The sequence below is a fragment of the Rhizobium sp. Root1334 genome (assembly GCF_001426665.1).
In the GTDB taxonomy this organism is placed as follows: Bacteria; Pseudomonadota; Alphaproteobacteria; order Rhizobiales; family Rhizobiaceae; genus Pararhizobium.
Genome location: NZ_LMEY01000029.1, coordinates 113,071 through 138,168, shown reverse-complemented (window position 1 = coordinate 138,168; position 25,098 = coordinate 113,071). Strand labels below are relative to the sequence as shown.

Genomic DNA, 25,098 nt, shown 5'->3' with positions numbered 1-25,098 from the left:
GCCTTTGGACGGGATTCCTGTTTGTCCGGCACGGGTCTAGAGTCGCGTTATGAAAACACTATCGATCGAGGTGCGTCCGGGCGAACCGAGGGACGCCATGTCCATCTCGGATGTTCACCGCGTCTCGTGGCTGCAGGCCTATGGCGGTCTCATTCCGCACAAGCCGCTGACCCAGATGGTTCACCGGCGCGATCACGCATGGTGGCGCAAAGCCACGCGCGGACCCTCGACGCTGCTGGTCGTCGAAGTGGCCGGCGTTATCGCCGGTTACGCCACGCTTGGCCTCAACCGGTCCCGGTCTTTGCCGCAGGAAGGCGAGGTCTACGAGATTTACCTGCGCCCGGAATATCAGGGCATCGGGCTTGGCCGCATCCTGTTCGGCGAAGCGAAGAACCTGCTGAAATCTCTGGGTTGCCAGGGCCTTGTTGTCTGGTGCCTGGAAGACAGCCACCATGCCGACCGCTTCTTCCGCATGGCCGGCGGCCGCGATCTCTGCGAGGGCATGGAAGATTTCGGCGAAAGGAACCTGAAGAAGATCGGCTATATCTGGGACTGATACCCCCGGCTGACTGCGTCTGCCTATCAATCCGTTTCAGTCGGGAAAAACGTGCGTTGGCTCTGCCGCAGTTGGCCCGCGAATGCCGTGATACGCTGCCATGTTGCGGCCGCAGACGAAGTCTTTTGTCCTGGTGTCGGCGATTTCCCGGGCCAGTGCGTTGGGCTCGGGATTGGCCAATGCATCGACATAGCCGACGACACATCCCTGTCCGGAGCCATCCGCCACTTTCGAGACGACGAGAACCTGGCCTTTCAATTTCGGTGACGGTTCGTAGGTAACCGGATCGATATTGTCCAGAAACCAGCGCAGGATTGTCGCAGCCGGTTTGCCGTCCACACCAAGCCGCCATTCGATCTTTCGCGTCGCAGTGTTGAACGGCTCGAAGCTTTCGAAGGCGTCGTTGACATAGGTGTCGCTGACGAAGCCGTAGAGGATGCTCTGACGCAGATCGCCTTCCTTGAAATAAACCGCATAATCCTTGAACCCCCTGCAGCGCAGCGAAACGCTGCCGCTTTCCGTATCTTCCGGCAAGAGGGCCTTGCAGTGATCGGTATCTAGGTCCGTATACGCGCTGTCATTGGCATGGGCCGGGCCGGCCGCCATCGAGAATGGCATCAGAAACGGTATTGCATAGGCGAACTGTTTCATCGGAGTTCCTCTTGCAGATATACGTCCCATCCTGCGCGAATATTCGCTCAAACGTCGCATTTTTCGGACGAAAACGAAAGTAATGTTGCGCTGCGTCATGTTTCCCTTTATCGGACTTGCCATCCGAAAAACTGGCCCTTGGGGGAAAACTCATGCGTATTGATGCAATTTCGATTGGCAAGAATCCGCCGGAAGATATCAACGTGATCGTCGAGGTTCCGGTTGGCGGCCATCCGATCAAGTATGAAATGGACAAGGAAGCCGGCACGCTGGTTGTCGACCGTTTCCTCTACACGCCGATGACCTATCCGGGCAATTACGGCTTTGTACCGCACACGCTGTCGGAAGATGGCGACCCGATCGATGTGCTGATCGCATCGACCCGCCCGCTGGTTCCAGGCTGCGTCATCAACGTGCGCCCGATCGGCGTCTTGATGATGGAAGACAATTCCGGCAAGGACGAAAAGATCGTCGCCGTGCCGAACTATCACCTGACCAAACGCTACGACAAGGTGAAGGACTATACCGACCTGCCGGAAATCACCCTGCAGCAGATCGAGCACTTCTTCGAGCATTACAAGGATCTGGAGCCCGGCAAGTGGGTGAAGATCTTTGGCTGGAAGGATGTCACGGTTGCGCAGAAGCTGATTCTCGAAGCAGTCGAGCGCGCCAAGGCTGAGAAGTAACGGTTCGCGGTGCGTGCTCTCTACCCAGCGGGGTAGGGACTTTTCTCGAGTTCTGGGCTTGTAGCCGCTCATCCGGCCCTTTGGGCCACCTTCTCCCCGGTGGGGAGAAGAGGGAGGGCAGAGTTTCGACATTCTACAAAAGAAAACCTCCGGATCAGGCTGATCCGGAGGTTTTTTGTTTTCGAATATTCAAACCATGAGCCCGTAGGCGCGGCAGCGTTTAGCTGAGCAAGGCGGCAGCAACGGTCGTGTTGAGGAAATACCAGAGGAAATAGAGGATGACCAAAACCACCAGTGGCGACAGGTCGACGCCGCCCATGTTGGGCAGAATGTTGCGGATCGGCCGGTAGAGTGGTTCCGTCAACTGGTAGAGCGAACGGCCGATCATGTTGATGGCGTTGTTGTTCACGTTGATGACGTTGAAAGCGTAGAGCCAGGAAAAAATGGCCGAGGCGATGACCAGGAACCACGCTATGTTGATGATGAAATTCAGGGTCGCAATGACAGCAAGCATGCCGGTCTCCAATTCGTTATTGACAGACATGTAGACATTGACGGCTAAACCGGCAAGTCCGTGCTTTCGCGATGGGCCAAACATGTTTAATACGGCGGAATAACTGCCATTGTCCGGGAAGATTGCCGTATGTCCGTTCATCAGGATGCTGACCGGTTCGCCGCGTTCCGGCATGTCTCCTACGCCCGTTTCTTCTTCGCCCGCTTCCTTGCGTCCTTCGCCATCCAGATCATCAGCGTCTCGGTGGGATGGCAGATGTACGAGCAGACGCAGAACACGCTGTATCTCGGTCTGATCGGCCTCTTCCAGTTCCTGCCGTCGCTTTTGCTTATCCTCATCACCGGGCATGTGGCCGACCGGCACTCGCGCCGCATGATCGTCTCGATCTGCATGATCATCAGCGCCCTTTGCGCGGCGGCGTTGCTGGGGCTGACGCTTGCCCATGCCTTTTCGCCCTGGCCGGTCTTTGCCATCCTGATCGTCTTCGGCATCGAGCGCGCCTTCATGGCACCCGCAGTCCAGTCGCTGGCGCCGAATCTGGTTCCGGCCAAGGATCTGGCGAATGCTATCGCCTGGAATTCGTCCTCGTGGCAGACGGCGGCGATCCTCGGGCCGGTGGCCGGTGGCCTGCTCTATGGTCTGAGCGCCGTCGTTGCCTATTCCGTGGCGCTGGTCTTTCTCGTCCTTGCCTCCATTCTCATCTTCCTGATCGCAAAGCCGGCGCAACATAGCCTCAGCGAGCCGCGCGATTGGACCTCGGTACTGGCCGGTTTCAGGTTCATCCGCACGGAAAAGATCGTTTTGGGGGCCATCTCGCTCGACCTGTTTGCGGTGCTGCTCGGTGGCGCCGTGGCGCTGATGCCGGTGTTCGCCAGCGAAATCCTCGTGCTCGGTCCGCTCGGTCTGGGGCTGCTGCGGGCGGCGCCCGGCATCGGTGCCATCCTTGTGGCCGTGACCTTGGCCGCCTACCCGATCCGTCACAATGCCGGAAGGCTGATGTTCGCCGGGGTGGCGCTGTTCGGTCTCGGCACGGTCATTTTCGGGCTGTCGCATATTGCCTGGCTGTCGATCGCATCCTTGATGCTGATGGGCGGGGCGGACATGATCTCGGTTTATGTGCGCGAAACGCTGATTGCGCTGTGGACGCCGGACGCCGTGCGCGGCCGGGTCAATGCGGTCAACATGGTGTTTGTCGGAGCGTCCAACGAACTCGGTGAATTCCGCGCCGGAACGATGGCGCATTTTATCGGCGCCGTTCCGGCTGTCGTCATCGGCGGCGTTGGTACGCTGGCGGTCGCGGTCATCTGGGCGCTCGGTTTTCCGCAATTGCGCAAGATCGATTCGCTCGATGCGCCGGATCGCAGCAAGGCGTGACGATCAGAGAGCGGTCTTCTCGCCGTGCCGCTGGAAGATGTGGGTGAGAAACTGGTCCATCCAGGCGCGCAGCGGCGCATCATAGTCCATCCGGCCTTCGAGATGCAGGCGCCCCAGCTGCGCGCCCGGCAGTTCAAACCGGTGCGCCCCATGCACGACCCAGCGGTGCATCATCACCCGCGTCAACTCACCATGAAACTGGATGCCCCAGGCGTTTTCGCCATAGCGGAACGCCTGGTTGGGGTAGGTGGCGCCAGACGCAAGCAGTTCGGCACCCGCCGGAAGATCAAAGCCCTCGCGGTGAAACTGGTAGACCATCGATGGCCATTGCATCAGGGCGCGGCCCTTGTCGGTCGCTTCAAGCGGATACCAGCCGATTTCCGTCTGGCCTTCATGATGCGGGCCGACCACGCCGCCGAGATGGCGCACCAGCATCTGGGCGCCAAGGCAGATGCCGAGGAAGGGCTTGTTTTCGGTGAGAGGCACCGAGAGCCAGTCGATCTCGCGGCGGACATAGTCTTCGTCGTCATTGGCGCTCATCGGTCCGCCGAAGACAACGGCGCCGGCATGCTGATCCAGCGTTGCGGGCAAGGGATCGCCCAACACCGGGCGGCGAATATCGAGGCTCAGCCCTTTTTCCAAGAGGAGATGGCCGACACGGCCAGGGCTGGAGCGCTCCTGGTGCAGGACGATCAGGACCGGCTTGCCTGCGTTGCGCCTATAGTAGGTACGGTCGTCGAAAAGCATGTCACTTTTCCTGGTGGGCTGTGGCCTCCTCCACGATGTCCAGTTTGGCAGCAACCTCCTGCCGTTTGATGATCCGGTCCCTGCCGGATACGCCCAGGAGATCGGCGACGCGCCAGATCACGTGGTCCTCCATCTCGCTGCGCTTGCCATCGGCATAGGCAATTTCCCACAGCATGCCGACCAGGTCGATCCGCTGCTCCTCGGAGAAATGCCGCTTGATATCGGAGGTGAAGCGGAAGAAATCGATGGCCTGGCTTTCGGCGGTTTCCCCGGCGACGATCAGCGCGTCGAGCGAGGCATCGTCGAGCTTGTAATGATCCTTGACCATCGAGCGCACTTTCTTGCGCTCCTTCTCGTGGATTTCGCCGTCGGCCTCCATCACCTGGATGCAGAGTGCGGCGATGGCGATGCGGGGGTCGCCGGGCTGGATGACCGGCGTTCCGCTGCCGGTCAGGCTATCGAGAAAGCTTCGAAAACGCTCAAACATGTTTTTCCGTTTAAGGTCGGGGTTTCGTCTCAAAACAGGCGGAATGCCGTCTTTTCCAATGGCTTGTTGTTATCGTCGCGCACGCCCGGATCATCGGGTGGGCGACCGAAGAAGGGCTCGACGACAGCCTCTGTCGACTTGGCTTCCACAGTCTTGGCCGGGACCGGTTTCGGCTCTGCCTTCACCGTTTGCGGCACGATCACCGATTCGCTCGGTGCCGGTACGGCGATGGTCTTGACTGTCTCCGGCGCCTTATCCGCAGCTTCGATCACCGGGCTTGCCTTGACCGCAACGGTGGCCCGCTCCGGCTGTGGTTCCGGGCGCTGGTGGACGATGGCAACAGGCGGCAGGCTGCGGATCGCCGCGTCGGCGGTATCCGGCCTGCCTTCTTCAATCGCGCCGGCAATCTCGGCGACCGGCTGCTTCCATTCGAAGGCGTCCAGGCGGCCGCTGACCGGCGAGACCGGCAGCCATTCCGGCGATGTGACGCCATCGGCGGTCCAGGCTGGATCACGCGGACTTTTCAGTGCCTGGTTCATCCAGTGACGGATGCGGCCGTCATCGTTGGTATCTGCCTCCTCGATATCGGCGAGCAGCAGAAAGATGTTTTCGTTCGGCTGGATGCGGGCGGCGGCTTCCGCCTTGGCGCGAGCCAGCGGCAATTCGCGGGCTTCAAGTGCTGCTTCGGCGACGGCGGCGAGCGCGATCGGATTGTTGGGCCGCAATGCTTCGAGCTTGTTGGCGCGCTTCAGCCGGTCGGTGGCGGAATCACCGCTGCGGGCACGGACATAGAGCTTGGCGACGTCCGGATGCGGCTCCTGTTTCCAGAGCTTTTCCAGAATGGCGGCACCCTTGCGCAGATTGTCCTCGCGAAACAGCGCCTTGGCGGCGATGAGGCCGGCCGGCACCAGGTCCTCGGCCAGTTTGAGCGCTGCCTGCGCATCGTCGCGGGCGCCCTTTGGATCGGTCTCCAGTTTTTCGGAAGCGCGGGCGGTCAACAGCACGGCCTTCTTGCGGTCGGCCTCCTTGCGTTCGATGACATGCGCCGTGCGGCTCTGGTCGAGAAGGCGGATGGCTTCGTCCCACTGGCCGGTCTGGCTGCGATAGTCGAGCGCGGCCAGCGTTGCCCAGGGCAAGTGCGGGGACTTGTCGGCAGCGCGTTCGGCATATTGGCGGGCAGCTTCATTGGCGCCCAGCCGCTTGGCCTCGAGATAGAGACCGCGCAAGCCGAGTTCGCGGGTTTCCGGATCGTCGGCCATCAGCTCGAACTTCTTGCGGGCGTCGTCGTATTTGCCTTCAATCAGCGCCGTCTGCGCTTCGAGCAGATGGATCAGCGGCTCCTGATCGGCGCTCAGAAGGCCGTGGGTGCGGGCGGTCATCTTGCGGGCAAGTGCACTGTCCCCGGCGCCGGCGGCGATCAGGCCGGTGGACAGAGCCTGATAACCGCGGTCACGCTTGCGGGCGCGAAAATAGCGGGAGATCGAATGGGGCGAAAGCCAGACGACGCGGATGAACCAGACGACGATCAGGATGGCAGCGATCAACGAGGCAAGCAGCGTTGCCGCGACCATCAGGCTCATCTCAATGCGTTGGCCTTGCCAGATCAGCGACAGTTCGCCGGGGCGATCAGCCAGCCAGGCAAAGCCTGCGCCAAGGGCGAGGACGACGAGAACATAGAACAGAATACGGATCATGAACTCTTCCTTAGCCTTGGTTGGCCGTCATGGCGCCGGCAACGGTGGCATCGATCAACCCCTCGACGCGGATGCGTTGATCCAGCTTGGTCTTGAAAGCGGCACCTGCGGCCTTTGCCGGTTCCGGCAGCGCGTCCCATTCCAGGCTTGCGCCCTTCAGGTCGCCATTCACCAGCTTGTCCTCGATGCGGGCAACGACGGCTTCCGGACCTTCGCCCTCGACGCTGCCGACGGGGCGGATGCGGATGGCCGAAGATGCGCTGTCCATCAGGCGGGAGAACACACCCTGATTGGGATCGGTGTGCCGGGTTGCCTCCAGCATGGTATCGGCAACGGCTGGGAAATCACGCACGAGGTCGGCGCGCGGGGAAATACCGGTCTTGGCGTCCTCCGCAAGGCCGGTGACGGCCGGATCAGTGGCGGCGACGCTTTTCAGCGCGTCGAGCTCGGCCAAGAACGGTCCGCCACGATCAATCGCCGTCTTCAAAGCTGTGACCGCCACGGCCCGGGCCAGTTGCACATCGCTTGCCGGCTCATCGATCTTCTTTTCGGCTGCGTCAAGGCGGGCCGAAAGCTCGGATTTGGCGGCTTCGGTTGACTGCTGTGCATCGGCCAACGCCGCTTTCAGCGTGGCGATTTCACCGGTCAGGTTGGTGATCTGAGCATCGAGGCCCGAGACGTCGGCGGCCGCGCCATTGCCCGCTTCGGCGGTCTTCTTCTCCAGTTCGGCAATGCGGGCATCGAGCGGGCCAAGATCGGCCGCCGCCTGCGGCGCCGGAGCTGCAGCGAGCTGCGCTTTCAGGGCTTCGATATCGCTGGCAAGGCTCTGCTCGATCGCGGTATTGCCACCGCCCGGGCCAAGCGAGGGCATGATACCGGCATATTGCAGGACGCCGGCGCCGAGAAGCGCGATCAGGCCGCCGAGAATGCCGGCGGCAAGGGCGCCGGAATTGGAGGTACGATGCTGTGCAGGGTAGATGGGCCTTGCCGGTTCTTCTGCCGCAGTCGCGGCCGATACCGGTTCCTCAGCAAAGGCTGCGGATGCGGCTTCTGCCCGTGTATCCTCTTCGTCCGGCTGAGCTGTGGAGCCGGTGTCTGTTCTGGCGTTATCGGATGCTTCGGCGATATCGGCCCGCACGGTTTCATCGGCTTCCCCAGCCCGGATGTCGGCCCTGTCGCCATTTTCAGCGGTTTCCACGGCTGCGTCGTTTTTTGCATCGTCCGCAGTGGCCGGATTGGCATCCAGGTCGATCGTCAACGGCTCCTGATCGGACTTCGAGCGGCGCGGAGGGTTTTCCGGTCCCATGATGATCTCTTTCCGTTATCGCATGAACTTGACGTACAGTCTTAAACCTAGACATGCGGCAGGGATAGGGAAAGCCCCCAAGCGACAATTCCTTGACCGTCGCTGGATGGATTTGTGTTCCGCTGCCTGTGGTGCAGCGGGTCAGACGAGGGCGAGAAGGGCTTCTTCGGAAGGCTCCGCGGCAATGGCGACCGGCCCGAAACCAGGGGGGATGGCATTTGCGACGTGTTGGCTGAGGCACAGGATACGCATGCCGGACATCCTGTGTGTCGTTTGTGGAGACAGCAGCGCGAAAAAATGCCGTGCGGTTTCGTGCGAATAGAGCAGAACGAGGTCCGGGACCGGCGGATGCAGACATTGCTCGACTGTCCCGGGTGGGTGCGCGATGGCCGACATCCGGTAGGTCTCGGCGGTGCGGCAGGCGATGCCTGCGGCCTGTAACCCTGCCTCGAAAGCCGGAGAGCGCGGCGACCCGGCGAGATAGACCAGGCCGTCAGCGAGATCGACCGATGCGGCCGCGGCAATCTTTGCCAGGGAAACGCCGGTGCCGCTGCCCGTTATCAGGGATTGGAAGCCCATGCGTTGTGCTGCCTGCGCCGTTGCGGGACCGACGCAATAGACCGGTGTCCGTAGATGCGGCGTCACCTGTTCGCCATAGGGTGCCAAGGCACGAAACACTTCGGCGCTGGTGACGGCAATGGCGCTGTGGGCATGGGTCAGCGCTTCCAGTGCCGCTCGTGGCTGATGGATGGCTTCCATGACCGGCAGAAGCACGGCCTCGTGCCCCATCGCTGCGAGCTTTGCTGCGGTTGCCGCCGCTGAAGGCCTGGGCCTAGTGACAAGAATGCGCAACGGGGCGGGCATGCTCACGCCCAGCTCGAAAAGAAGTCCGGTCCCGCATCGAGGCGGATATCGTTGCCGGCCTTGGCGCCAAGCTGTTCGGCATCGGCTGCCTTGCCCTCAATGCCCACGCGGAAATATTCGCTGCCATCAGGCGTCAGGACCATGCCGGAAAAACGAATGTTTTCGCCATCAGAGACCGCGTAACCGGCAATCGGCGTGCGGCAGGAGCCGTCGAGCGTCCCAAGGAATGCACGTTCACAGGTGACGGCCTCGTGGGTTCGCGCATCGTTGATCGCTTCGAGCAGACTATTGACCCGGTTGTCGTCGATCCGGCTTTCAATACAGATTGCGCCCTGTGCCGGGGCTGGCGGGAAGGTTTCGGGATCGAGAAGCTCGGTTGGCACGTCGTCCTTGCCCAGCCGCTTCAGGCCCGCAAAGGCAAGCAGCGTCGCATCGACCTGGCCCTCGGCCAGCTTTCTTAGCCGGGTATCGACGAGGCCGCGATAGGTGATGACGTTGATATCCGGGCGCAGGCGCTTGATGAGCGCCTGACGGCGCAGCGACGACGAGCCAATCGTGGCTCCTTGCGGCAGATCGAGAAGTTTCCTGGCGGTGCGACCGACAAAGGCGTCGCGGGCGTCTTCGCGCGGCAGGTAGGCGGAGAGATAGAGGCCCGTTGGCAGCTTGGTCGGCATGTCCTTGGAGGAATGCACGGCAAAATCCAGCCCGCCGGAGGTGAGCATATCCTCCAGTTCCTGAGTGAAGAGGCCCTTGCCGCCGATTTCCGACAGCGACCGGTCAGTGATCCGGTCGCCCATGGTCGACAGTACGACGATTTCGAACATTTCGGCCGGCATACCATGCGCAGCCACCAGCCGGTCCCGCGTTTCATGGGCCTGCGCCAACGCCAGGGGGCTGCCCCGCGTGCCGATCCGGAAAGGTTTTGTTTGCATCCACTGCGATCCGTTGTTACCGGAGTTCCGTGTATCCGCCTTTCCCCGCGACCGCAATGTTCGAGTAATTCTGCCCATGTCTGCCCGCCTGCGCATCCTCGGTATCGAAACAAGCTGTGATGAGACCGCAGCTTCCGTCGTGTTGCGCGACGAAAACGGCCACGGCGAAATTCTGGGCGACGTGGTGTTGAGCCAGCTGGAAGAGCACAGCGCCTATGGTGGCGTCGTCCCGGAGATCGCGGCGCGCGCCCATGTCGAGGCGCTGGATACGTTGATCGAGGAAGCGCTTTTGCGCGCCGGGGTAACCCTTGCGGATATCGATGCGATTGCCGCCACCAGCGGTCCCGGCCTGATCGGCGGCCTGCTTGTGGGCCTGATGACCGGCAAGGCGATGGCACGGGCATCGGGAAAACCGCTTTATGCCGTCAATCATCTGGAAGGTCATGCGCTGACAGCACGGCTGACCGATGGGCTGGCCTTTCCCTATCTGATGCTGCTGGTTTCCGGTGGCCACACACAGCTGATCCTGGTGAAGGGCGTCGGCGTCTACGAGCGCTGGGGGACGACAATCGACGATGCGCTGGGCGAGGCGTTCGACAAGACCGCGAAGCTTCTGGGGCTGCCTTATCCTGGCGGTCCGGCGGTGGAGCGTGCGGCAAAAAGTGGCAATCCGGACCGGTTTTCCTTCCCGCGTCCGCTGGTCGGCGAAGCGCGGCTCGATTTTTCATTTTCCGGCCTGAAGACGGCCGTGCGCCAGGCGGCGCAGTCGATCGAGCCAGTGACCGAACAGGACATCGCCGATATCTGCGCCTCCTTCCAGAAGGCGATTTCGCGCACGCTGAAGGATCGCATCGGCCGCGGGCTTGCCCGCTTCAAGGAGCAGTTTGCCGGCACGGTGACGCATCCGGCGCTGGTGGTGGCCGGCGGGGTGGCGGCCAACCAGACGCTGCGGGCGACGCTGCAGGAGCTGTGCGACAAGAATGGCTTTCACTTCATCGCGCCGCCGATGCAACTGTGCACCGACAATGCGGCAATGATCGCTTGGGCGGGGGCCGAGCGCATGGCGGCAGGATTGCCGGCCGATGATCTCGATGTGGCGCCGCGTTCGCGCTGGCCGCTGGATGCGGATGCGAAAGCCCTGATCGGCTTTGGCAAGCGGGGAGCAAAGGCGTGATGGCGGACGTCATGAATACCGATCGTATCGTCGTCGTTGGCTCCGGGGCCTTCGGAACGGCACTGGCCGCCGTTGCCGCCGCCTCTGGCAAGGTGCCGGTGACGCTGCTCACCCGCCGCGAAAGTATCGTCGAGGAATTCAAGCAAACCGGCCGCAATGACAGCGCGCTGCCGGGCATCGATCTGCCGGAAACGCTTGTTGTTTCCGATGACCCAACCGTTCTTGAGGGTGCCGGCATCGTGCTCTTCGCCATGCCATCGCAGGCGCAGCGCGAGGCTGGGCGGTCATTGCACGGTTTCATCGGCAAGGGGGCCGATGTGGTGATCTGCGCCAAAGGCATGGAGCGGGCGAGTGGCCGGTTGCTGACCGATGTCGTCGAGGAAGAGCTGCATCTGCAGAATGTCGCCGTGCTCTCCGGCCCGGGGTTTGCCGCCGATATCGCCAAGGGCTTGCCGACGGCGATGGTGATTGCGGCGGGCTCTGTCGAGCGGGCCGCGGTTCTGGCCGAAGCCTTGTCGGGTGCGACTTTTCGTCTTTATCCGTCGGCTGACCGTATTGGGGTGCAGCTCGGCGGCGCGTTGAAGAATGTGCTGGCGATTGCCTGCGGTATCGTCGAAGGGGCAGGTCTTGGCGATTCCGCCCGGGCGGCGCTGATTTCGCGCGGACTGGCCGAGATGTCACGGTTCGTTGCGGCACGGGGCGGCGAGGCGGATACGGTACGCGGGCTGTCCGGTCTTGGCGATCTGGTGTTGACAGCAACCAGCCATCAGTCGCGCAATCTGCGTTATGGCATCGCGCTCGGGCAGAGCGGCAGTGCCAAGGGGCATTCGAATGAGCTGGTCGAAGGTGCGTTTGCTGCCTCCGTCGCTGCCGATGTGGCCCGGCAACTGGGTGTCGATATGCCGGTCACCGAAGCGGTGGCTGCGATCATTGATGGAAAGATGGACGTGAAGACGGCGCTGGAACAGCTGATGTCCCGGCCGATCACGCAGGAATAAACACTTCCTAAGAATAGGCAATCAAGGAGAACACAATGCTGTTTGCGGTTCTGTGCACGGACAAGCCGAATGCCCTGCAGGTGCGGATGGACGCCCGTCCCGCGCATGTCGAGTTTCTGAACGATCTCAACGCCAAGGGTACGCTGGTCTTCGCCGGTCCGTTTCTTGACGATGCCGGCAAGCCGAATGGCAGCCTGGTGGTTTTGAAGGCAGAGACGATCGAGGACGTGCGGGCCATCGCGAGCGCCGATCCCTATGCCAAGGCCGGCTTGTTTTCCAATGTCGATATCAAGCCCTGGAACTGGGTCTTCAACAAGCCGGAGGCCTGAGCGTGGGGTATTGGCTTTACAAGTCCGAACCGTTCAAATGGTCCTGGGCGATGCAGAAGGATGCGGGTGCCAAGGGGACCGAATGGACGGGCGTGCGCAACTATCTGGCGCGCAACAACATGCGGGCGATGCAGATCGGCGACAAGGGTTTCTTCTACCACTCGAACGAGGGACTGGAGATCGTCGGGATCACCGAGGTCTGTGCACTGTCGCACCCGGATTCGACCGCCGAGGGCGATGCCCGCTGGGATTGCGTCGATATCCGCGCCGTCTGCGACCTGCCGAACCCGGTATCGCTGAAGGACATCAAGGCCAATCCGAAATTCGAGAAGATGGCGCTGGTTACCTCGATGCGGCTATCGGTGCAGCCGGTGACCGAGGAGGAGTATCTGGAAATCTGCCGGATCGGCGGGCTGGATAATCCGCCGCGGTGATCTTCCTCTTCTCCCCTGCGGGGAGAAGTGCCGAACGAAGTGAGGCGATGAGGGGGTGTTTCAGCGAGTCTGAGTGTACCGCCCTCTCATCCGGCCCCATGGGCCACCTTCTCCCCGCTGGGGAGAAGAGGTGCCGTCAACCTAATGGCCAATCATCAAACAGACTCCATGAAAACCAATCCCGAAACCTTCATCCGCGAGAACACGGACATCATGGCGCCGCCGCATGTGCCGGAGGTGCGGCTCTATCTGGCCAGCGAAGCGCATGATCTGTGGCTGAAGACGGAGGAAGAGCTGGAAGAGATAGGCTTGCCGCCGCCGTTCTGGGCGTTTGCCTGGGCGGGTGGGCAGGGGCTGGCGCGGCATATTCTCGATCATCCGGATTTGGTGGCCGGCAAGCGGGTGATCGATTTCGCTTCCGGCTCGGGTCTGGTGGCGATCGCGGCGATGAAGGCAGGGGCATCGTCGGTGCTGGCCGTCGATATCGATCCGTGGACCGAAACGGCGATCCGGCTCAATGCCGCGCTGAATGGTGTCGACGTCGCTTCCGCGGGCCTCGACATGATCGGCGCCGGGCGGGATGCGGATGTCTATCTGGCTGGCGATGTCTTTTATGACAAGGCGTTTGCCGACCGGATCGTGCGGTGGCTGAGCGCGCTGGCCGCCGAGGGAGCCGATGTCCTCGTCGGTGATCCCGGCCGTGCCTATTGCCCGCGGGACCGGATGCAGATGCTGGCGACCTACCAGGTGCCGGTGACCCGGGCGCTGGAGGACAGCGAGGTCAAGAAGACCACGGTCTGGCGTTTTTTGAGCGCGGGTTGTGATTGAGGACTTTCACGGCGCGGCAAATGATGATGCGCCGAACCATAGCGCAGGCGGTCAGGTGTTCACCGCCGCATGTGCTGCCGTGATATAATCGGCAACGTGGCTTGTCTCGATATCCTGCATGGTCTCCAGTTTGATGTGGCGCCGGTACTTGCCCTCGCCGGACAGGAAGCCATGCGGGTCAGTGAGGGATGCACCCTGGCTGAATTCCAGCGTCACGTGGTCCTTGTAGGGAAAAACGCCGCAGAAGCTCTGGCCGGATGAAAACAGCAATCCACCATACTTCACCTCCTCGGTAATCGCAGGACCGGCGGCCAGAATCACGTCGCGCAGGCGCGCGACAATCGGAAAGAGATCCGCGCGATGCTCTTTTACGTCTTGCAGAAGGATTGCAACTTTATCGGCACTCATGCGGCTATGGCTCTATCTGTCACCGCCGGATCACGCAAACGCCGGATTCCCAGGAACAGGCGCGCGCGTTGGTCGACGGATTGACGTGGATGATTTTCGGGCGCACCGCGGGATAGGTCATGCCGGTATCATCCGGAAAGTAACCGTAGCCGCTCCGCTCTGAGCTGAAATAGGTGCCGTTGCCGGGATCGGTCCAGGCCGACAAGCCGCCGAAATAGGTGCCGCCATTGGCATAGGATGGGAAACCGTCGCCGCCATAGGACTGGCTCCAGCCGCTTGGGCGCTGGCCACGATATTCCCGCACCGGGAGGGTGGGGTCAAAGCGGTCACGTCCATATCTCGGCTGGAAATGGCCGCGATTGGCCTGGCGCCTGTCGAACTGGAATCTGTCATGCCGGCGATCATAGCGGTATCCGCGATCTCGCCAGTCGCGGCGGTAATAGTAGCGATCGGCCGTGACGCCGGAAATGGCTTCCTGCCGTCCGCGATGGGGGCGCTGATCATGCGACCGTTCGAAATGCGGCCGGCGGACGTGATTTCTTTCGCCATTGCGATCACGTGCTTCGGCGAAACTGGCGAACGAGAGGATCACAGCGAGCGCCGCGATCAAGACTTTCGTCGCATTCTGAATGCTCAATGGACGCATTTCGTGCAGCCCTCCGGATGGGTCTTAACAAATCCTTAACGGGCAATGTGGGGCACATGCCCGCAAAAGTCACGGATTGCGTTGAATTTTCACGCCTTATCGTTAACGCGGTGGGCGAATCGCGCCGGTCAAGCCGCCACATTTTCGTCTAATCGATTAAATTGATTTTGCAGTGCAAACACACTTGTCGTTAATCAATATGGTGATTAAACGTCGGCTGACTGAATTGCGCACAATCAGGTGCAATACCGGATGAAAATAGTCCAGTTTTTGGGCATCTTTCCGGGTCTTCCGTGAGGTTCAGATGACGAATGTCACCAAAAGCCGGCCTTTGTCGCCGCATCTACAAATCTATAAGCCTATCCCCACGATGGTCATGTCCATTGTGCACCGCATTACCGGCTGTGCCTTGTACTTCGGCACGGTGCTTGTTGCATGGTGGCTGATCGCCGCAGCCAGCGGACCGGAACATTACGACTGGGCCATGTGGGCCTTCGGCACGATCATCGGCCAGCTCGTTCTGTTTGGCTATACCTGGGCGCTGGTGCATCATCTGTTCGGCGGTCTCAGGCACTTTGTCTGGGATCTGGGCTACGGCTACGAGAAGCATTTCGCCACCAAGCTTGCCATTGCCAACCTGATCGGTTCGGTCGCGGTTACCGCGCTGATCTGGATCGTCGGCTACGCGGTTCGCTGAGAGGACAAGAATTCCATGGATATGCGTACTCCCCTCGGCAAGGTTCGCGGCCTCGGTTCGGCCAAGGAAGGCACCGATCATTTCTGGCGCCAGCGGCTGACGGCCGTCGCCAACGTGCCATTGATCATCTTCTTCGTGCTGTTCCTGATCAAATATGCAGGCGCGCCCTATGCTGAAGTCGTCGTTGCCCTGTCGAACCCCTTCGTGGCGGTGATCATGGGGCTGGTGGTCATCTCCGGCCTGATCCACATGAAGCTCGGCATGCAGGTCGTCATCGAGGACTATGTTCACAACGAAGGCGCCAAGGTCGTCCTCGTCATGCTCAATACGTTTTTTGCGATCGCAGTTGGCGGGCTCTGTCTTTTCGCCATCCTGAAGATCGCGTTTGCAGGGTAATTCACAATGGCACCCACCTCATCGCCGCTCATCAACGGCCACGCCTATGATTATGTCGACCATGCTTATGACGTCATCGTCGTCGGCGCCGGCGGCGCCGGATTGCGCGCAACGCTTGGCATGGCCGAACAGGGTTTCAAGACGGCCTGCATCACCAAGGTTTTTCCGACGCGCTCGCATACGGTCGCAGCCCAGGGCGGCATTGCCGCCTCGCTGACCAATATGACGCCGGACAGCTGGCAGTGGCATCTCTATGACACGGTCAAGGGTTCCGACTGGCTCGGCGACGTCGATGCCATGCAGTACCTGACGATGGAAGCGCCGAAAGCCGTTTACGAGCTGGAACATTATGGCGTTCCGTTCTCGCGCAATGCCGAAGGCAAGATCTATCAGCGGCCGTTTGGCGGCCACATGCAGAACTACGGCGAAGGCCCGCCGGTACAGCGCACTTGCGCCGTTGCCGACCGCACCGGCCACGCTATCCTGCACACGCTCTATGGCCAGTCTCTGAAGAACAACGCCGAATTCTTCATCGAGTATTTCGCACTCGACCTGATCATGTCGGATGACGGCAGCCGCTGCACCGGCGTCGTTGCCTGGAACCTCGACGACGGCACGATCCATCGCTTCTCCGCCAAGATGGTCGTTCTGGCGACCGGCGGCTATGGCCGCTCCTATTTCTCGGCGACCTCGGCCCATACCTGCACCGGCGACGGTGGCGGCATGGTGGCACGCGCCGGCCTGCCTTTGCAGGACATGGAGTTCGTCCAGTTCCACCCGACCGGCATCTACGGCTCGGGCTGCCTGATCACCGAAGGCGCGCGCGGCGAAGGCGGTTATCTCGTCAATTCCGAAGGCGAGCGCTTCATGGAGCGCTATGCGCCATCGGCCAAGGATCTTGCCTCGCGCGACGTGGTGTCCCGCTGCATGACGCTGGAAATCCGCGAAGGCCGCGGCGTCGGCAAGAACAAGGACCATATCTACCTGCATCTCGACCATCTCGATCCGGCCGTTCTGCACGAGCGCCTGCCGGGCATTTCCGAGAGCGCCAAGATCTTTGCCGGTGTCGACGTGACGCGCGAGCCGATCCCGGTCCTGCCGACCGTTCACTACAACATGGGCGGCATTCCGACCAACTACTGGGGCGAAGTGCTGAATGCCGACGGTGAAAATCCCGAGCGTGTGCTGCCGGGCCTGATGGCTGTCGGTGAAGCCGGTTGCGCCTCGGTGCACGGCGCAAACCGTCTCGGCTCCAACTCGCTGATCGACCTCGTGGTTTTCGGCCGCGCCGCTGCGATCCGCGCCGGTGAAGTCATCGACCGCGCCGCACCGATCCCGCCGATCAACGAAAAAGCCTGCGAAAAGATCATGACGCGCTTTGACAGGCTGCGGTTTGCCGATGGCGGCACGCCGACGGCGGTTCTGCGCGAAAAGATGCAGAAGACCATGCAGGACGACGCTGCCGTGTTCCGCACCCAGGAATCGCTGGAGAGCGGCTGCAAGCGGATGAGCGCCATCTGGCAGGAACTGGCCGACGTCAAGGTCACCGACCGTTCGATGATCTGGAATTCCGACCTGGTGGAAACGCTGGAGCTGGAAAACCTGATGGCCAACGCCATCGTCACCGTCTACGGCGCCGAGGCCCGCAAGGAAAGCCGTGGCAGCCATGCGCGTGAGGACTTTGTCGACGGCCCGTTTGCCGGCCGCGACGACGTCAACTGGCGCAAGCATACGCTGTCCTGGGTGAACGAGGCCGGCGAAGTCCGTCTCGACTATCGTCCGGTTCACACCGAACTTCTGGCCGAAGGCATCGATCCGAAAAAGATCGAGCCCAAGGCACGCGTGTATTGAGGAGAATGATCCATGGTTGAACTCGCTCTCCCCAAGAACTCGACGATGACGGAAGGCAAGGTCTGGCCGAAGCCGGCCGGTGCCACCAATACCCGCGAATTCCGCATCTATCGCTGGAGCCCGGACGACGGCAAGAACCCGTCGATCGATACGTTCTATATCGATGTCGACGACTGCGGCCCGATGGTTCTCGATGCGCTTCTGTACATCAAGAACAAGATCGACCCGACGCTGACGCTGCGCCGTTCCTGCCGCGAAGGCATCTGCGGTTCCTGCGCCATGAACATCGACGGCACCAATACGCTGGCCTGCACCAAGGGCATGGACGAGGTGAAGGGGGCGGTAAAGGTTTACCCGCTGCCGCATATGCCTGTTGTCAAGGACCTCGTGCCGGATCTCACCAATTTCTACGCCCAGCACCGCTCGATCGAGCCCTGGCTGAAGACGGTTTCGCCGACACCGGCCAAGGAATGGAAGCAGAGCCATGAGGATCGCCAGAAGCTCGACGGCCTCTATGAGTGCATTCTCTGCGCCTGCTGTTCCGCCTCGTGCCCCAGCTACTGGTGGAATGGCGACCGTTATCTCGGCCCGGCTGTGCTGCTGCAGGCCTATCGCTGGCTGATCGACAGCCGCGACGAAGCCAAGGGCGAGCGCCTCGACAATCTTGAGGATCCGTTCCGTCTCTATCGCTGCCACACGATCATGAACTGCGCCCAGACCTGTCCGAAGGGTTTGAATCCGGCGAAGGCGATCGGCGAGATCAAGAAGATGATGGTCGAACGCCGCGTCTGATAACTGGGTGTGGGGGTGATCGTGGAGGCCCACTTGCCTCGGCCTTCATCCAGATCGACACTTTTCATGTATTGAAGCCGGCCGCAGCAAACGTTGCGGCCGGCTTTTTTACTGAAAAGCCGCCGCCGGTCGCACGCCCCTCGCGAGGTAGCAAAACAAGTCACGCCATACTTTCCGATTGGGAAAATTGGCGAACTGATCGCTGTGATCAAAGGTATAAGGTTGATGCAGTCTGTTGTTTGGCTGGCGCGTAGTTCGCAAAGAGTTCGAACGCCTTCTGATAGGCCGGGACATCCTTCAAATCGTACCCTTCGCCCAGCTGTTCGAGGTCTTTATAGGCCTGCAACAACATATCGACAAATGAGAAGCCGGAACTCAGGTCCTCTGGCTCGACCCCGGCATGCTCCGCGCCATGCTCATAGAGGCGTTGTGTCGCTGCCCGCTGCTCCATCCATTCGATAGATGTGGTTTTCTCTTCATAGCTGACCTTGTCGAGCCAGAGCGCCCCGGCTTTCCCGACTGCCATGTGATTGGAAGGGTCTGATACGAATGTTTCCGCCAGCCGTATGGGGCCAGCATAGAGCCCCATGGCGAGCCCCTGCTGATTTGCCATGATTGACGCCGCCATATCCTTTTCCTCTTTGGAAAAAAGCCCGGTCGTGTCGGTGCGCATGGCATTCAAAGCCCGGCGATCCAGATCGCCGAGGGCGGAATACCAATCCTTGCCCTCATGACTGTTGTACCCGAACGGTTGTCCGTTCCCGCTCATCTGGGCGTATCGGCTGTCGATCGCCTTGCGTGCTGCTTCGGCAACTTCCGTCTTTGTCTTGCCCGACGAGAATGGTTCCGCCGCCGGATCGGTCACCGCCAGGGCTAAATTGTTGGACGAAAACCCGGGGCGGACCGGCATGTAAATTTCAAAGCCGTTCGGCTGCGATGTTACGAAGCTGTCGGATATCGGGGCTAATTTGCCAAAACTATCGTATGTTCCGATGTCGCCGTCGTTACCGGCAGGTTCAGGCGCGCCATAGGAGGTGGCAGACGTAACTGGATTTCCGGAGGTGGCCAGCTGTCTGGTGGCGGCTAGCGGTCCGGCGGTTTGAATGTTGAAATAGCTGATGCCGCTGATATTCATTGCCTGTCCCTCCTTGAGTGCTTTCGCTTTAGAGGGGAATGCTTGCCTGAATCTGTCGTTATGGTTGAATGATGGTTGTTTGATTGTAGGCGAGCCTTCAGGCTTTCCGAGCTTGGGATCTCCCCTTTCGAAGGAGCTGCCAGGTATTTTATTGCCGGTTTGCGCTGTAGATCCAGCGTGTTCAGATTGAAGCCTGCCAGTGTAGTGTCGTTGTCGCCGGTAGAGCGGATATCGCCCGGCATCCTGATGCGCCGGCAACTTCGCAGAGCAGGATGGGAACCGTTTCAATCATGCCACAGTCTTAAAGAATCCGGTGCATCTTGAATTTAAAGTTAGTTTTAAGCTAATTCCGCCTATATTCCCCTGGACAACGCGATAGCAGAGATGATCGGGAGCTTGAACATGCGGACAATACATACGGTAGCGGGACTGGCCTTGGTGCTGGCGCTGGCTGGATGTCAGCGGACGTCCATGAGCGATTTCGGTGGAAACCCCGCGCCGGCTCCATTGCAGGCGCAGCCTGTGCCGAGTGTCTCTTCCGGCCAGCTTGCAGCGCCCGGTGATACCTCGCAGTTTCCGGCAGCGCCGGTCAGCGGCACGGCGGCGGTCGGCGGCGTCACGACGCCGGGTGCTACCGATACTGCTGCGGCGGCCAATGCGCTTGATGTCACCAAGGAATCGATGGTAGGCAACTGGCGTGTCTCGAATGCGGGCGCATCCTGCGACATGTTCCTGACGCTGACCAATCTCGGCAGCGGTTCGCGCGGCGGTACGCGCGGTTGCGCTGGCGAACTGACGGCGATGGGATCCTGGGAAGTGGCCGGCAAGCAAGTCGTCTTGAAGGATCGCAACGGCAATCCGCTCGCCCGCCTGTTCAAGACGGCCGATGCACGCTTTGACGGCTCGACCAATGGCGGCCAGTCGGTCAGTCTTAGCCGCTAACCACCAGCCCGGCATCAGCCGGGCTTTTTCTTGCCGTCGTTTCCGACACCAGGGCGGTCCAGCGCGTGCCAAATCCCGAAGACAGTATTTCACGAAAACTCGAAGCCATGGTCGCGGCGGGAACGCTGTCGCGTGATCCGGCGCAGCTTGCCATCGCCAGGCGGCTCGATCACCTTTCCTCAGAGCTCGCCGCCGGCCGCGCCGAGCGCAAGTCGAATGCGCTTGGATGGCTGTTTGCTTCACGCAAGAATGAACATCCGCCGCTGAAGGGGCTTTATCTCTACGGGGGCGTCGGGCGTGGCAAGACCATGCTGATGGACCTGTTCTTCGAGACGGTGCCGATCAAGCGCAAGCGGCGGGCGCATTTCCACGAATTCATGGCCGATGTGCATGATCGCATCTTCAAGCACCGGCAGAAGCTGAAAAATGGCGAGACGCGGCAGGCGGACCCGATGCCGCCGGTGGCGGCCGAGATCTTTGCCGAAGCGCGGCTTCTGTGCTTCGACGAGTTTTCCGTCACCGATATTGCCGATGCGATGATCCTGTCGCGGCTGTTCGGCGAACTCTTCTCCAAAGGCTGCGTGCTGGTGGCGACATCGAATGTCGAGCCGGGCAATCTTTACAGGGATGGTCTCAATCGCGGCCTGTTTCTGCCGTTCATCGATCTGTTGAAGGCGCATGCCGCTATCGTGCCGCTGGATACAACGACGGATTACCGGCTGGCGAAGATCGAGGGACTACCAGTCTGGTCATCGCCGCTTGGCCCGCAAGCCGACGCCGAACTCGACAATGCCTGGAGGCTGGCAACGGCGGGGCTGACGGTTGCCTCCGCCGAGGTGGCGTTCAAGGGACGCAAGATCGTCGTGCCCAAGGCTGCCGGCGAATGCGCTCGTTTTTCCTTCGCAGACCTCTGCGAAAAGCCGCTGGGCGCCGCCGATTATCTCGCCATCCTTTCGCATTACCGGACGATTTTCGTCGAGCATATTCCGCATCTCGGGCCGGAACGCCGCAACGAGACCAAGCGCTTCATCATGCTGGTCGATACGATCTACGATCATGGCGCCCGGCTGTTTGCTTCTGCAGCATCGGCGCCGATCAATCTGCTGACGGCGAAAAAAGGCACCGAGGGTTTCGAGTTTGACCGCACGGTGTCGCGGCTCATTGAGCTGCAGAGCAAAGAATACGCGGCTAACCATCATGCAGCTTCTGGTGTTTTATGACAGAACGGCGACGTAAATTCTTACGTTTACGTAAGAATTTTATGATCTAACCGATTGAAATTGTTCTGTCCGAAAGTATCGGTTGATATTTTAGATTTTGAAGCTTAATTCCTAGCGCCGAAGGTTTGCCACAGTCTGCGCTTAGAGCGCCACGTCAGGCCTTGTCAGATTTGGATCGCAAAGGAAGCACTTTCATGGCGCGCAACAAGATCGCACTTATTGGTTCTGGAATGATTGGTGGCACGCTGGCGCATCTCGCCGGCTTGAAGGAACTGGGCGATATCGTCCTGTTCGACATCGCTGACGGCATTCCGCAGGGCAAGGGTCTCGATATCGCTCAGTCCTCCCCCGTCGAAGGCTTCAATGCCAACCTGACCGGTGCCAGCGACTATTCCGCAATCGAAGGCGCCGATGTCTGCATCGTCACCGCCGGCGTTGCCCGCAAGCCGGGCATGAGCCGCGACGATCTGCTCGGCATCAACCTCAAGGTGATGGAACAGGTCGGCGCCGGCATCAAGAAGTATGCCCCGAACGCTTTCGTCATCTGCATCACCAACCCGCTCGACGCGATGGTCTGGGCGCTGCAGAAGTTCTCCGGCCTGCCGAAGAACATGGTTGTCGGCATGGCCGGCGTTCTCGACAGCTCGCGCTTCCGCCTGTTCCTGTCCCAGGAATTCAACGTTTCCGTCCAGGACGTCACCGCCTTCGTTCTCGGCGGCCATGGCGACACGATGGTGCCGCTTGCCCGTTACTCGACCGTTGGCGGCATTCCGCTGACCGATCTGGTCAAGATGGGCTGGGTCACCAAGGAACGCCTCGAAGAAATCATCCAGCGCACCCGTGACGGTGGCGCCGAAATCGTTGGTCTGCTCAAGACCGGTTCGGCCTACTACGCTCCGGCCGCTTCGGCGATCGAAATGGCTGAATCCTTCCTCAAGGACAAGAAGCGCGTTCTGCCCGTCGCCGCCCATCTCACCGGCCAGTACGGTGTCAAGGACATGTATGTCGGCGTCCCGACGATCATCGGCGCCGGTGGTGTCGAGCGTATCATCGAAGTCGAGTTCAACAAGGCCGAACAGGAAGCCTTCGACAAGTCGGTTGCCGCGGTTGCCGGTCTTTGCGAAGCCTGCGTCGCCATCGCGCCCAGCCTGAAGTAATTGCGCCTCACGTAATTACCGCTCGGCTTAAACAGGAAATATCCCCATGAACATTCATGAATATCAGGCCAAGGCTCTGCTGAAGACCTTTGGCGCTCCGGTCGCAGAAGGTGTTGCCATCTTCTCCGCCGACGAGGCAGAAGCGGCTGCAAAGTCGCTTCCAGGCCCGCTCTACGTCGTCAAGAGCCAGATCCACGCTGGCGGCCGCGGCAAGGGCAAGTTCAAGGAACTCGGCCCGGATGCCAAGGGTGGCGTTCGCCTGGCGTTCTCCATCGACGAAGCCAAGGCGCATGCCAAGGAAATGATGGGCAACACGCTGGTAACCGCGCAGACCGGCGAAGCCGGCAAGCAGGTCAACCGCCTCTACATCGAAGACGGCGCCGACATTGCCCGCGAGCTTTACCTCTCGCTTTTGGTCGACCGTTCGGTTGGCCGCGTTGCCTTCGTCGTCTCGACCGAAGGCGGCATGGACATCGAGGCTGTCGCCCATGACACGCCGGAAAAGATCCACACAATCGCAATCGACCCGGAAACGGGCGTGACCGACGCTGACGTTGCTGCGATCTCCAAGGCACTCGAGCTTTCGGGCGCTGCTGCCGAAGACGCCAAGTCGCTGTTCCCGATCCTCTACAAAGCCTTCAACGAGAAGGACATGGCGCTGCTCGAGGTCAACCCGCTGATCGTCATGAAGAATGACCATCTGCGTGTCCTCGACGCCAAGATGTCCTTCGACGGCAACGCGATTTTCCGCCACGACGACGTCAAGGCGCTGCGCGACGAGACCGAAGAGGACGCCAAGGAAATCGAAGCCTCCAAGTGGGACCTCGCTTACGTCGCTCTCGACGGCAACATCGGCTGCATGGTCAACGGCGCTGGTCTCGCCATGGCGACGATGGACATCATCAAGCTGTACGGCAAGGAGCCGGCAAACTTCTGCGACGTCGGCGGTGGCGCCGGCAAGGAGAAGGTGGCTGCTGCCTTCAAGATCATCACGGCTGACCCGAAGGTCGAGGGCATCCTCGTCAACATCTTCGGCGGCATCATGAAGTGCGACGTCATCGCTGAAGGTGTTGTCGCTGCGGTGCAGGAAGTCGGCCTCAAGGTTCCGCTCGTCGTGCGCCTCGAAGGTACCAATGTCGAGCTCGGCAAGAAGATTCTGAACGAATCGGGTCTCGCGATCACGGCGGCAGACGACTTGGACGATGCGGCCAAGAAGATCGTCGCTGCGATCAACGCCTAATTTTTAAGGACCCGAACTCATGTCTATTCTCGTCAACAAGAATACCAAGGTCCTGGTTCAGGGCCTGACCGGCAAGACCGGTACGTTCCACACCGAACAGGCGCTTGCCTACTACGGCACGCAGATGGTCGGTGGTATCCACCCGAAGAAGGGTGGCGAAACCTGGACCGGCTCGAAGGGCGAAAGCCTGCCGATCTTCGCGTCCGTCGCTGAAGCCAAGGAACGCACCGGCGCAGACGCATCGGTGATCTACGTTCCGCCGGCAGGTGCTGCCGACGCGATCATCGAGGCGATCGAAGCCGAGATCCCGTTCATCACCTGCATCACCGAAGGCATTCCGGTCATGGACATGGTTCGCGTCAAGGCTCGCCTCGACCGCTCCAAGTCGCGCCTGCTCGGCCCGAACTGCCCGGGCATCCTGACGCCGGAAGAATGCAAGATCGGCATCATGCCGGGCTCGATCTTCCGCAAGGGTTCGGTCGGTATCGTGTCGCGCTCCGGCACGCTGACCTATGAAGCCGTGTTCCAGACGTCGAACGAAGGCCTTGGCCAGACGACGGCTGTCGGCATCGGCGGCGACCCGGTCAAGGGCACCGAGTTCATCGATGTGCTTGAGATGTTCCTGGCCGATCCGGCCACGACCTCGATCATCATGATCGGCGAAATCGGCGGCTCGGCTGAAGAAGATGCAGCCCAGTTCCTGATCGACGAAGCCAAGAAGGGCCGCAAGAAGCCGATGGCAGGCTTCATCGCCGGCCGTACCGCTCCGAAGGGCCGCACCATGGGCCACGCCGGTGCTGTCGTTTCCGGCGGCAAGGGCGATGCGGAATCCAAGATCTCGGCCATGGAAGCGGCCGGTATCAAGGTATCGCCTTCCCCGGCGCGCCTCGGCAAGACGCTGGTCGAAGTCCTCAAGGGCTGAGACGTTCCAAGCGAATAACGTGACCGGGCCGCCCATTGCGGTTGGCCCGGTCCGCACCATCTGATGACGCGGGGGCGCATCCGGCGCTCTCGAAAATGCGGTTTACCGGGGCCATCCA

The 25,098-nt window shown here is 60.9% G+C and carries 28 protein-coding genes; 17 read left to right on the top strand and 11 right to left on the bottom strand.

Features of this window, described 5'->3' with window-relative positions; translation table 11 throughout:
• Window positions 1–49 precede the first annotated feature (49 nt).
• Window positions 50–556, top strand: coding sequence for a GNAT family N-acetyltransferase (locus ASD36_RS25535; protein ID WP_060502727.1), 507 nt, complete (start codon window positions 50–52; stop codon window positions 554–556).
• 36 nt (window positions 557–592) lie between these two features.
• Here ASD36_RS25535 and ASD36_RS25530 read toward each other — a convergent pair whose 3' ends face one another.
• A complete protein-coding gene (locus tag ASD36_RS25530; protein WP_244481954.1) occupies window positions 593–1,207 on the bottom strand; it encodes a hypothetical protein in 615 nt (204 codons plus the stop codon).
• Window positions 1,208–1,359: 152 nt separating this feature from the next.
• On the opposite strand from ASD36_RS25530, the gene ppa reads away from it, so the two are divergent.
• Window positions 1,360–1,893, top strand: a complete 534-nt coding sequence (gene ppa / locus ASD36_RS25525) for an inorganic diphosphatase (protein WP_060502728.1) — start codon at window positions 1,360–1,362, stop codon at window positions 1,891–1,893.
• 220 nt (window positions 1,894–2,113) lie between these two features.
• Here ppa and ASD36_RS25520 read toward each other — a convergent pair whose 3' ends face one another.
• A complete protein-coding gene (locus ASD36_RS25520) occupies window positions 2,114–2,407 on the bottom strand; it encodes a YggT family protein (RefSeq protein ID WP_112834609.1) in 294 nt (97 codons plus the stop codon).
• Between the two features lie 129 nt (window positions 2,408–2,536).
• On the opposite strand from ASD36_RS25520, the gene ASD36_RS25515 reads away from it, so the two are divergent.
• Window positions 2,537–3,781 (top strand): MFS transporter, encoded by a 1,245-nt coding sequence (locus tag ASD36_RS25515; RefSeq protein WP_060502729.1) that lies wholly within the window; start codon window positions 2,537–2,539, stop codon window positions 3,779–3,781.
• A gap of 3 nt (window positions 3,782–3,784) precedes the next feature.
• On the opposite strand, the gene ASD36_RS25510 is transcribed toward ASD36_RS25515, so the two are convergent.
• The 6 genes from ASD36_RS25510 to hemC all read right to left on the bottom strand — a co-directional run bounded on the left by ASD36_RS25510 (window position 3,785) and on the right by hemC (window position 9,811).
• Complete coding sequence (locus tag ASD36_RS25510; protein ID WP_060502730.1) at window positions 3,785–4,528, bottom strand: glutamine amidotransferase; 744 nt, start codon at window positions 4,526–4,528, stop codon at window positions 3,785–3,787.
• A 1-nt stretch (window position 4,529) separates the two neighbouring features.
• Window positions 4,530–5,015, bottom strand: coding sequence for a TerB family tellurite resistance protein (locus tag ASD36_RS25505; protein WP_060502731.1), 486 nt, complete (start codon window positions 5,013–5,015; stop codon window positions 4,530–4,532).
• Between the two features lie 29 nt (window positions 5,016–5,044).
• A complete protein-coding gene (locus tag ASD36_RS25500) occupies window positions 5,045–6,709 on the bottom strand; it encodes a heme biosynthesis protein HemY (RefSeq protein WP_060512031.1) in 1,665 nt (554 codons plus the stop codon).
• 10 nt (window positions 6,710–6,719) lie between these two features.
• Window positions 6,720–8,015 (bottom strand): COG4223 family protein, encoded by a 1,296-nt coding sequence (locus ASD36_RS25495; protein ID WP_060502733.1) that lies wholly within the window; start codon window positions 8,013–8,015, stop codon window positions 6,720–6,722.
• A gap of 141 nt (window positions 8,016–8,156) precedes the next feature.
• The gene (locus ASD36_RS25490) at window positions 8,157–8,879 is read right to left on the bottom strand and encodes a uroporphyrinogen-III synthase (protein ID WP_082511995.1); all 723 of its coding nucleotides are present in this window, start codon (window positions 8,877–8,879) and stop codon (window positions 8,157–8,159) included.
• Between the two features lie 2 nt (window positions 8,880–8,881).
• Window positions 8,882–9,811 carry a hydroxymethylbilane synthase gene (hemC, locus tag ASD36_RS25485; protein ID WP_060502735.1) on the bottom strand — a complete coding sequence of 310 codons (930 nt, stop codon included), beginning with the start codon at window positions 9,809–9,811 and terminating at the stop codon, window positions 8,882–8,884.
• A 76-nt stretch (window positions 9,812–9,887) separates the two neighbouring features.
• On the opposite strand from hemC, the gene tsaD reads away from it, so the two are divergent.
• The 5 genes from tsaD to ASD36_RS25460 all read left to right on the top strand — a co-directional run bounded on the left by tsaD (window position 9,888) and on the right by ASD36_RS25460 (window position 13,574).
• Entirely contained in the window at window positions 9,888–10,985 is a 1,098-nt protein-coding gene (gene tsaD / locus ASD36_RS25480) for a tRNA (adenosine(37)-N6)-threonylcarbamoyltransferase complex transferase subunit TsaD (RefSeq protein ID WP_060502736.1), read from the top strand.
• A complete protein-coding gene (locus ASD36_RS25475) occupies window positions 10,985–11,983 on the top strand; it encodes an NAD(P)H-dependent glycerol-3-phosphate dehydrogenase (RefSeq protein WP_060502737.1) in 999 nt (332 codons plus the stop codon). Before tsaD ends, ASD36_RS25475 begins: the two co-directional genes overlap by 1 nt.
• 35 nt (window positions 11,984–12,018) lie before the next feature.
• Complete coding sequence (locus ASD36_RS25470) at window positions 12,019–12,312, top strand: YciI-like protein (RefSeq protein ID WP_060502738.1); 294 nt, start codon at window positions 12,019–12,021, stop codon at window positions 12,310–12,312.
• A gap of 2 nt (window positions 12,313–12,314) precedes the next feature.
• A complete protein-coding gene (locus ASD36_RS25465) occupies window positions 12,315–12,746 on the top strand; it encodes an EVE domain-containing protein (protein ID WP_060502739.1) in 432 nt (143 codons plus the stop codon).
• 168 nt (window positions 12,747–12,914) lie between these two features.
• Window positions 12,915–13,574 carry a methyltransferase gene (locus tag ASD36_RS25460; RefSeq protein ID WP_060502873.1) on the top strand — a complete coding sequence of 220 codons (660 nt, stop codon included), beginning with the start codon at window positions 12,915–12,917 and terminating at the stop codon, window positions 13,572–13,574.
• Window positions 13,575–13,625: 51 nt separating this feature from the next.
• Here ASD36_RS25460 and ASD36_RS25455 read toward each other — a convergent pair whose 3' ends face one another.
• Window positions 13,626–13,982 carry a DUF1801 domain-containing protein gene (locus ASD36_RS25455; protein ID WP_060502740.1) on the bottom strand — a complete coding sequence of 119 codons (357 nt, stop codon included), beginning with the start codon at window positions 13,980–13,982 and terminating at the stop codon, window positions 13,626–13,628.
• Between the two features lie 19 nt (window positions 13,983–14,001).
• Window positions 14,002–14,619: a hypothetical protein gene (locus ASD36_RS25450; protein ID WP_156393920.1), complete on the bottom strand. Its 618-nt coding sequence runs from the start codon at window positions 14,617–14,619 to the stop codon at window positions 14,002–14,004.
• Window positions 14,620–14,932: 313 nt separating this feature from the next.
• Between ASD36_RS25450 and sdhC the strand changes: the two genes are divergently transcribed.
• Genes sdhC through ASD36_RS25430 form a run of 4 tightly spaced genes read left to right on the top strand, consistent with a single transcriptional unit; the run spans window position 14,933 to window position 18,364 of the window.
• Complete coding sequence (gene sdhC, locus ASD36_RS25445) at window positions 14,933–15,325, top strand: succinate dehydrogenase, cytochrome b556 subunit (protein WP_060502742.1); 393 nt, start codon at window positions 14,933–14,935, stop codon at window positions 15,323–15,325.
• 15 nt (window positions 15,326–15,340) lie between these two features.
• Window positions 15,341–15,721 carry a succinate dehydrogenase, hydrophobic membrane anchor protein gene (gene sdhD, locus ASD36_RS25440; RefSeq protein ID WP_060502743.1) on the top strand — a complete coding sequence of 127 codons (381 nt, stop codon included), beginning with the start codon at window positions 15,341–15,343 and terminating at the stop codon, window positions 15,719–15,721.
• 6 nt (window positions 15,722–15,727) lie between these two features.
• Window positions 15,728–17,572 carry a succinate dehydrogenase flavoprotein subunit gene (gene sdhA, locus ASD36_RS25435; protein ID WP_060502744.1) on the top strand — a complete coding sequence of 615 codons (1,845 nt, stop codon included), beginning with the start codon at window positions 15,728–15,730 and terminating at the stop codon, window positions 17,570–17,572.
• Window positions 17,573–17,584: 12 nt separating this feature from the next.
• Complete coding sequence (locus ASD36_RS25430; RefSeq protein ID WP_060502745.1) at window positions 17,585–18,364, top strand: succinate dehydrogenase iron-sulfur subunit; 780 nt, start codon at window positions 17,585–17,587, stop codon at window positions 18,362–18,364.
• Window positions 18,365–18,572: 208 nt separating this feature from the next.
• Here the strand turns inward: ASD36_RS25430 and ASD36_RS25425 are convergent, their stop codons facing one another.
• A complete protein-coding gene (locus ASD36_RS25425) occupies window positions 18,573–19,499 on the bottom strand; it encodes a hypothetical protein (RefSeq protein WP_060502746.1) in 927 nt (308 codons plus the stop codon).
• Window positions 19,500–19,901: 402 nt separating this feature from the next.
• Here ASD36_RS25425 and ASD36_RS25420 point away from each other — a divergent pair, with 402 nt between their 5' ends.
• From ASD36_RS25420 to sucD, 5 genes are all read left to right on the top strand, one after another.
• Complete coding sequence (locus ASD36_RS25420) at window positions 19,902–20,441, top strand: protease inhibitor Inh/omp19 family protein (RefSeq protein WP_060502874.1); 540 nt, start codon at window positions 19,902–19,904, stop codon at window positions 20,439–20,441.
• 65 nt (window positions 20,442–20,506) lie between these two features.
• Window positions 20,507–21,661 carry a cell division protein ZapE gene (zapE, locus tag ASD36_RS25415; RefSeq protein WP_082511996.1) on the top strand — a complete coding sequence of 385 codons (1,155 nt, stop codon included), beginning with the start codon at window positions 20,507–20,509 and terminating at the stop codon, window positions 21,659–21,661.
• 194 nt (window positions 21,662–21,855) lie between these two features.
• Window positions 21,856–22,818 (top strand): malate dehydrogenase, encoded by a 963-nt coding sequence (gene mdh, locus ASD36_RS25410; RefSeq protein ID WP_060502748.1) that lies wholly within the window; start codon window positions 21,856–21,858, stop codon window positions 22,816–22,818.
• A gap of 46 nt (window positions 22,819–22,864) precedes the next feature.
• Entirely contained in the window at window positions 22,865–24,058 is a 1,194-nt protein-coding gene (sucC, locus tag ASD36_RS25405) for an ADP-forming succinate--CoA ligase subunit beta (protein ID WP_060502749.1), read from the top strand.
• A 19-nt stretch (window positions 24,059–24,077) separates the two neighbouring features.
• Window positions 24,078–24,980 (top strand): succinate--CoA ligase subunit alpha, encoded by a 903-nt coding sequence (gene sucD / locus ASD36_RS25400; RefSeq protein ID WP_037097360.1) that lies wholly within the window; start codon window positions 24,078–24,080, stop codon window positions 24,978–24,980.
• Window positions 24,981–25,098: the final 118 nt, after the last annotated feature.

Excerpts from the sequence above, each read along its gene's own strand:
- ASD36_RS25535 (WP_060502727.1), top strand. The coding sequence starts at position 50 with ATGAAAACACTATCGATCGAGGTGCGTCCGGGCGAACCGAGGGACGCC.
- ASD36_RS25530 (WP_244481954.1), bottom strand. The coding sequence starts at position 1,207 with ATGAAACAGTTCGCCTATGCAATACCGTTTCTGATGCCATTCTCGATG.
- ppa (WP_060502728.1), top strand. The coding sequence starts at position 1,360 with ATGCGTATTGATGCAATTTCGATTGGCAAGAATCCGCCGGAAGATATC.
- ASD36_RS25520 (WP_112834609.1), bottom strand. The coding sequence starts at position 2,407 with ATGCTTGCTGTCATTGCGACCCTGAATTTCATCATCAACATAGCGTGG.
- ASD36_RS25515 (WP_060502729.1), top strand. The coding sequence starts at position 2,537 with ATGTCCGTTCATCAGGATGCTGACCGGTTCGCCGCGTTCCGGCATGTC.
- ASD36_RS25510 (WP_060502730.1), bottom strand. The coding sequence starts at position 4,528 with ATGCTTTTCGACGACCGTACCTACTATAGGCGCAACGCAGGCAAGCCG.
- ASD36_RS25505 (WP_060502731.1), bottom strand. The coding sequence starts at position 5,015 with ATGTTTGAGCGTTTTCGAAGCTTTCTCGATAGCCTGACCGGCAGCGGA.
- ASD36_RS25500 (WP_060512031.1), bottom strand. The coding sequence starts at position 6,709 with ATGATCCGTATTCTGTTCTATGTTCTCGTCGTCCTCGCCCTTGGCGCA.
- ASD36_RS25495 (WP_060502733.1), bottom strand. The coding sequence starts at position 8,015 with ATGGGACCGGAAAACCCTCCGCGCCGCTCGAAGTCCGATCAGGAGCCG.
- ASD36_RS25490 (WP_082511995.1), bottom strand. The coding sequence starts at position 8,879 with ATGCCCGCCCCGTTGCGCATTCTTGTCACTAGGCCCAGGCCTTCAGCG.
- hemC (WP_060502735.1), bottom strand. The coding sequence starts at position 9,811 with ATGCAAACAAAACCTTTCCGGATCGGCACGCGGGGCAGCCCCCTGGCG.
- tsaD (WP_060502736.1), top strand. The coding sequence starts at position 9,888 with ATGTCTGCCCGCCTGCGCATCCTCGGTATCGAAACAAGCTGTGATGAG.
- ASD36_RS25475 (WP_060502737.1), top strand. The coding sequence starts at position 10,985 with ATGGCGGACGTCATGAATACCGATCGTATCGTCGTCGTTGGCTCCGGG.
- ASD36_RS25470 (WP_060502738.1), top strand. The coding sequence starts at position 12,019 with ATGCTGTTTGCGGTTCTGTGCACGGACAAGCCGAATGCCCTGCAGGTG.
- ASD36_RS25460 (WP_060502873.1), top strand. The coding sequence starts at position 12,915 with ATGAAAACCAATCCCGAAACCTTCATCCGCGAGAACACGGACATCATG.
- ASD36_RS25455 (WP_060502740.1), bottom strand. The coding sequence starts at position 13,982 with ATGAGTGCCGATAAAGTTGCAATCCTTCTGCAAGACGTAAAAGAGCAT.
- sdhC (WP_060502742.1), top strand. The coding sequence starts at position 14,933 with ATGACGAATGTCACCAAAAGCCGGCCTTTGTCGCCGCATCTACAAATC.
- sdhD (WP_060502743.1), top strand. The coding sequence starts at position 15,341 with ATGGATATGCGTACTCCCCTCGGCAAGGTTCGCGGCCTCGGTTCGGCC.
- sdhA (WP_060502744.1), top strand. The coding sequence starts at position 15,728 with ATGGCACCCACCTCATCGCCGCTCATCAACGGCCACGCCTATGATTAT.
- ASD36_RS25430 (WP_060502745.1), top strand. The coding sequence starts at position 17,585 with ATGGTTGAACTCGCTCTCCCCAAGAACTCGACGATGACGGAAGGCAAG.
- ASD36_RS25425 (WP_060502746.1), bottom strand. The coding sequence starts at position 19,499 with ATGAATATCAGCGGCATCAGCTATTTCAACATTCAAACCGCCGGACCG.
- ASD36_RS25420 (WP_060502874.1), top strand. The coding sequence starts at position 19,902 with ATGCGGACAATACATACGGTAGCGGGACTGGCCTTGGTGCTGGCGCTG.
- mdh (WP_060502748.1), top strand. The coding sequence starts at position 21,856 with ATGGCGCGCAACAAGATCGCACTTATTGGTTCTGGAATGATTGGTGGC.
- sucC (WP_060502749.1), top strand. The coding sequence starts at position 22,865 with ATGAACATTCATGAATATCAGGCCAAGGCTCTGCTGAAGACCTTTGGC.
- sucD (WP_037097360.1), top strand. The coding sequence starts at position 24,078 with ATGTCTATTCTCGTCAACAAGAATACCAAGGTCCTGGTTCAGGGCCTG.